Raw genomic sequence first — 7,670 nt, forward strand, 5'->3', positions numbered from 1 at the left:
TGGCGCCGTCGGGCAGCGACTCCAGGGCGCAGGCGATGGCGGGCAGCGCGCTCTCGTCCCCGGCGAGCAGATGCCAGTCGGCGTCGGGGTCGGGGGCGTAGGCTCCGCCGGGGCCGCCGAAGACCACCGTCTCGCCCGGCTGGACGCGCATCGCCCAGGGTCCGGCCAGGCCCTCGTCGCCGTGCAGGACGAAGTCGAGGGTCAGCTCGCGCAGCTCGGGATCCCAGGCGCGCACCGTGTAGGTGCGGGAGACCGGCCACTGGTCGCGCGGGAACTCCGCGCGGATGCGCTGGAGGTCGAAGGGCTGGGGATAGGTGACACCCTCGGCCGGGAACTGCAGCTTCACGTAGTGGTCGGTGCGGGTGCCCGCCGAGAACTCGGCGAGACCGTCGCCGCCCAGGACCACACGCTGCATGTGTGGGGTCAGCCGTTCGGTGCGGACGACCTGTGCGGAGTGGAGCTTCGGAGCCCTGCGTTCCGGGCGCTCTGCCATGACGGCCTCCCTGTTCCCATGCTTAGGGTTACCTAAGTTAGCATCTCTCCCTGATAAAACCCCGGTATCGAGTGGATCTGTTTCGCGTGGGGCGCCTCAGTGTCCGAGTGTCGTGAGCAATCTCTCCAGCGAACCCCCGAGTCCCCAGCGGGCGCCGAGCGCGTCGAGCATCGCCGGGTCGCGAGGGGTACGCGGCACCGCCGTGTCGACGTCCGGCAGTGGCACGTCACCGGCCACCAGGACGACCTTGGGCGCGACCTCGACGTACGGCCGTGACTCGTCGAGCCGCTTGCGCTGCGACGGCGTCAGCTTCGCCTTCGGGTCGTCGACCGCCGCCATGATCCCGGCCAGGTCGCCGAACTCGGCCAGCAGCTTCGCGGCCGTCTTCTCGCCGATACCGGGCACGCCCGGCAGCCCGTCGCTCGGGTCGCCGCGCAGCAGCGCCAGATCCGCGTACCCCTTCCCGTCCACCCCGTACCTCTCGCGCAGCCACGCCTCGTCGGTCACTTGCAGGGTGCCCACGCCCTTGAGCGGGTACAGAACACGCACCCCGCGCGCGTCGTCGACCAGTTGATACAGGTCCCGGTCACCGGTGACGATGTCGACGGGGCCCTCGGCGCGGCCGGTGAAGGTGCCGATGACGTCGTCCGCCTCGTACCCCGCGACGCCCACGCGTGCGATGCCGACCGCGTCCAGCACGGCTTCGATGATCGGCACCTGCGGTGACAGGGTGTCCGGCACCTCCTCCTCGTCCGGCCCCGTCGCACGCTCCTCGGCGACGCGATGGGCCTTGTACGAGGGGATCAGGTCGACCCGCCACTGGGGACGCCAGTCCGCGTCCATGCACGCGACCAGGAGGTCCGGCCGGTGGTCCTTGACCAGCCGGTCGATGAATTCGAGCAGCCCGCGCACGGCGTTCACCGGCGTGCCGTCCGGAGCCTTCACGGACTCCGGGACGCCGAAATAGGCGCGGAAATAGAGCGAGGCGGTGTCGAGAAGCATCAGTCGTCCGGTCACGCCTCGCATCATGCCGTACACCACTGACAGTCGCCCCGCGCGCCACTTCCCGGCCCCGGCAAGAGCTCCGCCGCCACGCCTCCCGTTACCTGTGCGAAGCCCTGTGAACTGGCCCACTTCTCCGTTTGTGCACGTCGGGCAGGGGCAGGCGCGGTCACGAGCAAACCAAACTGTTCGCGCAATCGCCGCAAGTGAAGAGCGCGACCGATGAGCACGACCGAACCGATGAGCACGACCGAACCGATGACCACGACGAACCGATGACCACGACGAACCGATGAGCGCGAGCGAGGAGCACCCTTGTCTTCTTCCAGGCTGGAGACCGAGCATCTGTACAAGGTGTTCGGCAGACGACCCGGCGACGCGGTCACCCGGCTCGAACAGGGAGCCGACCGCGATGAACTGCGCGACGACGGCAGCACCGCCGCCGTCATCGACGCGTCCTTCACCGTGGCACCCGGCGAGATCTTCGTCGTCATGGGCCTGTCCGGTTCCGGCAAGTCGACGCTGCTGCGCATGCTCAACGGCCTCCTGGAACCCACCGCCGGACACGTCCGCTTCGACGGCGACGACCTGACCGCGCTCGGCGACCGCGAACTGCGCGCGCTGCGCGCGCACAGGATCAGCATGGTCTTCCAGCACTTCGCGCTCTTCCCGCACCGCAGCGTCCGCGAGAACGCCGCCTACGGCCTGTCCGTGCAGGGCGTGCCCCGCGCCGAGCGCGAGCGCCGCGCCGACGAGGCGCTCGCCCTGTGCGGTCTCGCCGGCTGGGAGAACGCGTGGCCGGACGAGCTGTCGGGTGGCATGCGGCAGCGCGTGGGCCTGGCCCGGGCGCTCGCCACCGACGCCGACCTGCTCCTGATGGACGAGTCGTTCAGCGCGCTCGACCCGCTGATCCGCCGGGACATGCAGGACCAGCTCCTGGAACTCCAGAAGACCCTCAAGAAGACCATCGTGTTCATCACCCACGACCTCAACGAGGCCATGCGCCTGGGCGACCGTATCGCCGTCATGCGCGACGGCCGGATCGTCCAGACCGGCACCGCAGAGGACATCCTCGTCCGCCCCGCCGACGACTACGTCGCCTCCTTCACCCAGGACGTCGACCGTTCCCGCGTGCTCACCGCCGCCGCCGTCATGGACCCGGAGACACACGGCGACGAGGCCGACTGCGACTGCCCGACCGCGACGCCCGACACACCGTTCACCGAACTCTGCGCGCTCAGCGCCCGGCTGTCCCACCCGGTCGCGGTGCTCACCGAGGACGGCGAACTGGCCGGTGTCGTACGGCGACAGCGCCTGGTCGGCCTCCTCGGGGACCGGCAGGGCGCCGCCGAGCCCTGCGACAGCCCGCGTGTCCCGGACCGGGCGGCCCTCACCGGAGGGAAGCTGACCGCCCGTGCCTAGGATCCGACTCGGCGACCGGGTCGACGACGGCGTCAACTGGCTCGTCGGCCACATGTCCTGGTTCTTCGACGCCGTCAGGACGGTCGTGGAGGGCCTGTACGACGGCATCTACGCGGTGCTCACCGCCCCCGAGCCCCTTCTCCTGGCAGGAGTCCTCGCGGTGGCCGCCTGGTGGCTGCGCGGCCTGGTCGCGGGCGTCCTCGCCTTCGCCGGATTCGCGCTCGTCGACTCCATGGCCCTGTGGGACAAGGCCGTGTCGACGCTCGCCCTGGTGCTCGTCGCCACCCTCGTCGCCCTGGTGGTCTCGGTCCCGCTGGGCATCTGGGCGGCCCGCTCCAAGGCGGTCAGCGCCGTCGTACGGCCCGTCCTGGACCTGCTCCAGACGATGCCGTCGACGGTGCTGCTGATCCCGGCGATCCTGTTCTTCGGCATGGGCGTCCCGGCGGGCGTCGTCGCCACCCTGATCTTCGCGCTCGCTCCCGGCGTACGCATGACCGAACTCGGCATCCGTCAGGTCGACGCCGAACTCGTCGAGGCCGCCGAGGCGTTCGGCACCCCGCCCCGCGACACGCTGCTGCGCGTGCAACTGCCGCTCGCGCTGCCGACGATCATGGCGGGCGTCAACCAGGTCATCATGCTCGGCCTGTCCATGGTCGTCATCGCCGGGATGGTCGGCACCGGCGGGCTCGGCGGCGCCGTCAACGAGGCCATCGGGCAGCTCGACATCGGCCTCGGCTTCGAGGCGGGCCTCGGCATCGTCGTCCTCGCCGTCTACCTCGACCGGATGACCGGCGCCCTCGGCGCGCAGATCTCCCCGCTGGGCCGCCGCGCCGCCGCCAAGGCCCGTACCGCGGGCACGGCGAAGCTCCGGAACCACCGCCCCAGCCCGGCCGTCGCGCTGGCCGGGGTGGTCGTCCTGGCCCTCCTCGCGGGCGGCCTCGGCGTCTTCGGTCCGTCCGCGCAGACCGGCCGGGCCACCGGGACGGACGTCGGCCGGGGCAAGAAGATCACCATCGGCCACATCCCCTGGGACGAGGGCATCGCCACGACGTTCCTGTGGAAGGAGCTGCTGGAGGAGCGCGGCTTCGACGTCACGACCACGCAGTACGCGGCCGGCCCGCTGTACACGGGCCTGGCCACCGGCCAGATCGACTTCCAGACGGACTCCTGGCTGCCCGTCACCCACGCCGAGTACTGGAAGAAGTACGGCGGCCAACTCGACGACCTGGGCAAGTGGTACGGCCCGACCTCCCTGGAGCTGGCCGTCCCCTCGTACGTGAAGGGCGTCGACTCGCTCGCCGACCTCAAGGGGCGGTCGCCGGAGTTCAAGGGCCGCATCGTCGGCATCGAACCGAGCGCCGGAATGATGGGCCTCCTCAAGGACAAGGTCCTGAAGGAGTACGGCCTCGGCGGCGGGTACGAGGTCGTCGACGGCTCCACCCCGGCCATGCTGGCCGAACTCGAGCGCGCCTACGCCAAGAAGGAACCGATCGTCGTCACCCTCTGGTCGACGCACTGGGCGTACAGCGACTACGACTTGACGAAGCTCAAGGACCCGAAGGGCGCCTGGGGCAAGGGCGACGGTGTGCACACGCTCGCCCGGAAGGGCTTCGCGGGCGACAACCCCGAGGTCGGCGCCTGGCTGAAGGACTTCTCCATGACGGAGAAACAGCTCACCGGTCTGGAGGCCGGCATCCAGCGGGCGGGCAAGGGCGGGGAGCAGGACGCCGTCCGTGCCTGGCTCAGGGCGAACCCCGGGCTCGCCGGGAAATGGGCACCGGTCGCACCGGTCACCGGATCCGGGGGGAAGAGCGGCGCGAACGGGGTATCCAACAACTGAGGGAGCCGCTCAGGAGGGGTGGGCCGGACCGGGAGGCACGCGCGCGTGCGGGTGTCTCCGGTACGGTCCACCCCTCGCGGCGTTCCCGGAGGGACCCGTTCCGCGCACGAGAGGGATCCGGCCAACCACGAAGGGCCACGCCATCACCCGTGCTCGGGCGGCCCGCCGAAGGGTCCCCCTGGTCAGCTCCGCCGCACACGCGCGTGGAAGGGGCGCCCGGACGGGCCCGGCGGCCCGTCCGCTGGCGCGAACCGTGAGGGTCGGGCCCGACGGAAGGCGGCCCCGATGTGACAGGCGCGTGAAACGGTTTGACGAACATGCGTAGGGTGCAAGGAACCCGTCAGGGGAACGTCATCAGAGAACGCGTCGTGCATGGTTCGGGGTAGATCCGGCGAACAGCCACCGAACACACGGCGCGATGCGCTGTGATGGCACCTACAGCACCGGGACGCGACGACGAGCCGAGGAGGGAGCCGGAGCTATGGGCGACCACAAAGAACAGCCCCTGCGGGTGGGCGCGGCCGTCCGGCGGCGGCGCCGGGCGCTGGAGCTCACCCTCGCCGTCGTGGCCGAACGCAGCGGCCTGTCGGTGCCGTTCCTGAGCCAGATCGAGAACGAGCGGGCGCGGCCCAGCCGCGGCTCCCTGGAGAAGCTCGCCGACGCCCTGCGCACCACCGCGGTCGAGCTCCTCGCGGCGGCCGACCCGGCGTGCAGTGTCGACGTCGTCCGCGCGGACACCCCCGAACCCGCCCCCGAGGAGCCCCGGGTGCGTTCCCTCGTCCGCGGCCACCAGCAACTGCACGCCATGGAGTTCACCGGCGACCACGACGCCGGCCGTGAATTCCAGCACCGCAACGACGAGTTGATGTACGTCGCCGACGGCGCCGTCGAGATCGAGGCGGAGGGCCGCGCGCACCGGCTCGGCCGCGGTGACACGCTGTATCTGACGGGCGGGGTGCGGCACCGCTGGCGGGCGACCGAACCCGACACCCGGGTGATCATCGTGGCGGTCGCCGAACACATCGAGGCGGTGCAGGACGGGCGTCGCTGAGGCGCCGCAGGGCATGCTGGGGAGCATGACCATGAGGGTGATCTCGCTGGTGCCGTCCCTGACGGAGGCGGTGGCGGTCACCGTGCCCGGTGTGCTCGTCGGGGTCACGGACTGGTGCAGTCATCCGGCGGACCTCGGCGCCGGCGTCGTACGCGTCGGCGGCACCAAGAACCCCAAGGTCGAGCGGATCGTCGAACTCGCGCCGGACCTCGTCGTCGCCAACGAGGAGGAGAACCGCGCACCCGACCTCGCCGCCCTGCGCACGGCGGGCATCGAGGTGCTGCTCACCGAGGTTCGGGACGTGCCGCAGGCCTTCCGGGAACTGGCACGGGTGGTGACGGCGTGCGGGGCCGAGTCCCGGCCCCGGTGGCTCGATGAGGCGGAGACGGCGTGGGCGGCGCCGGAGCGCTGGTGGCCGACGGGCGCCGACCGCCGTACGACCGCCGTCGTGCCGATCTGGCGGCGGCCCTGGATGGTGCTCGGGCGGGACACCTTCGCCGGTGACGTACTGGCGCGGCTGGGCGTCGACAACGCGTACGCGGGCCACGCCGAACGCTATCCGCGCGTACCGGTCGAGGAACTGCGGGCCGCCGCGCGCACCGGGATGGTCATCCTGCCGGACGAGCCGTACCGCTTCACGGCCCAGGACGGTCCCGAGGAGTTCGAGGGGCTGCCCTGCGCGCTCGTCAGCGGGCGCCACCTCACCTGGTACGGGCCGTCACTGGCGGCGGCGCCACGGGTGCTGGGCGAGGCCCTGCGAGCAGCTCGCCGCTGACCAGCCCCCGGACGGTACGGGCGCCCGCGCCGGCCCAGGCCGCGACCAGCAGCGCGTACAGGGCGACGGCGAGGACGTCGAAGGCGGCGAGCCCGGTGTGCCGGCCGAGGCTCTCCGCACCGGTGACACAGGTGCCCACCGGGAAGGTGAACGCCCACCACGTCATCGCGAAGCCCATGCCCCGGCGCCGCGCGCGCAGCACCAGCGCCCCGGCGAGACCGAGCCACAGCAGGGCGAAGCCCATGACGGGAACGCCGTAGAGGACGGCGGCGGCGACCGCGGTGGCGTGCGGGACGGGTACGGCGCCGGGGGCGAGGTCGGCGAAGTGGCCGGCGGCGGTGGTGGACTGGCCGAGCGGGCCCAGCACCAGGAACAGGGCCGGGGTGAGGGCGAGCGGGAACGGACCGGCCGTCACCAGGCCGGAGAGGGCGAGCGGCAGCATCACGAGCGTCGCGAGCAGACTCAGCCCGAACATGGCCACACAGGCGAACACCAGCGTCCGCTGCCCCTGCCCCGGCGGCAGGTGGGGGACGAGCAGCGGGCCGAGCGCCGCCGACACCATGGGCGCGACCACGGGGAGCAGCCACACGGGGCTGGGCGTTACGGGGCTGGGAGTCACGGGGCTCGGCGTGCCACGGCGTACGACCAGGAGGTATGGGAAGGCGACTGCGGCGGCTAGCCCGACGACCGTCCCGGCGGTGAACAGGACCGCGTCCAGGGCGACGGCGGCCGGGAGGCCGATCCAGTCCCGGCCGACGACGAGAGTGCCGCCGCCGACGGCCGTCAGCGCCATGGAGAGGCAGCCGTAGAAGGGCGCGGCGGCCGGGTCGAGGAGGTGGGCGCGGGCCTGGTCGCGGTGGTGGGCCCAGTGCAGCGCGCGGGCACAGAGCAGCGCCAGGAGGAGAGCGAGGGACAGGGCCCAGACGGCTGTGCAGGCGGTACGCAGTCCCGGGATGCCGTCCGCGCCGGGGAGACCGGCGCCTGCGGTGCCCACGATGGCGGTGCCCATGACGGGGGCGTACCAGTTGGGGCCGAGATGGCGGAGGCCGGGGAAGCGGGCCCGGGAGTGGGGCTGGGTGTGGGGTTG

General features: G+C 72.0%; 7 protein-coding genes. 4 read left to right on the plus strand and 3 right to left on the minus strand.

All coding sequences use genetic code 11. The features are described from left to right. Together AOK08_RS31315 and AOK08_RS31320 are read right to left on the minus strand one after the other, a co-directional pair. On the minus strand, window positions 1–493 hold a 493-nt coding region (locus tag AOK08_RS31315; RefSeq protein ID WP_422125788.1), incomplete at its 3' end, for a siderophore-interacting protein. Window positions 494–589: 96 nt separating this feature from the next. After that, on the minus strand, window positions 590–1,519 hold the full coding sequence (locus tag AOK08_RS31320; protein WP_241827164.1) for a 5'-3' exonuclease: 930 nt from the start codon (window positions 1,517–1,519) through the stop codon (window positions 590–592). A gap of 291 nt (window positions 1,520–1,810) precedes the next feature. On the opposite strand from AOK08_RS31320, the gene AOK08_RS31325 reads away from it, so the two are divergent. From AOK08_RS31325 to AOK08_RS31340, 4 genes are all read left to right on the plus strand, one after another. Further along, window positions 1,811–2,917 (plus strand): quaternary amine ABC transporter ATP-binding protein, encoded by a 1,107-nt coding sequence (locus AOK08_RS31325; RefSeq protein WP_079054383.1) that lies wholly within the window; start codon window positions 1,811–1,813, stop codon window positions 2,915–2,917. Beyond that, window positions 2,910–4,757, plus strand: a complete 1,848-nt coding sequence (locus tag AOK08_RS31330; protein WP_055532348.1) for an ABC transporter permease/substrate binding protein — start codon at window positions 2,910–2,912, stop codon at window positions 4,755–4,757. The genes AOK08_RS31325 and AOK08_RS31330 overlap by 8 nt, the downstream gene beginning before the upstream one ends. Window positions 4,758–5,238: 481 nt before the next feature. Beyond that, complete coding sequence (locus AOK08_RS31335) at window positions 5,239–5,808, plus strand: helix-turn-helix domain-containing protein (RefSeq protein ID WP_055532350.1); 570 nt, start codon at window positions 5,239–5,241, stop codon at window positions 5,806–5,808. Window positions 5,809–5,839: 31 nt separating this feature from the next. Next, window positions 5,840–6,583, plus strand: a complete 744-nt coding sequence (locus AOK08_RS31340) for a helical backbone metal receptor (protein ID WP_055532353.1) — start codon at window positions 5,840–5,842, stop codon at window positions 6,581–6,583. Here the strand turns inward: AOK08_RS31340 and AOK08_RS31345 are convergent. Further along, window positions 6,510–7,670: TDT family transporter (locus AOK08_RS31345; RefSeq protein WP_055532355.1), on the minus strand; the 1,161-nt coding region annotated here is incomplete at its 5' end. The genes AOK08_RS31340 and AOK08_RS31345 overlap by 74 nt on opposite strands.

It is taken from the genome of Streptomyces graminilatus (assembly GCF_001418565.1).
In the GTDB taxonomy this organism is placed as follows: Bacteria; Actinomycetota; Actinomycetes; order Streptomycetales; family Streptomycetaceae; genus Streptomyces; species Streptomyces graminilatus.

Coding starts and splice junctions, on each gene's coding strand:
- AOK08_RS31335 (WP_055532350.1), top strand. CDS start 5,239: ATGGGCGACCACAAAGAACAGCCCCTGCGGGTGGGCGCGGCCGTCCGG.
- AOK08_RS31320 (WP_241827164.1), bottom strand. CDS start 1,519: ATGCGAGGCGTGACCGGACGACTGATGCTTCTCGACACCGCCTCGCTC.
- AOK08_RS31340 (WP_055532353.1), top strand. CDS start 5,840: ATGAGGGTGATCTCGCTGGTGCCGTCCCTGACGGAGGCGGTGGCGGTC.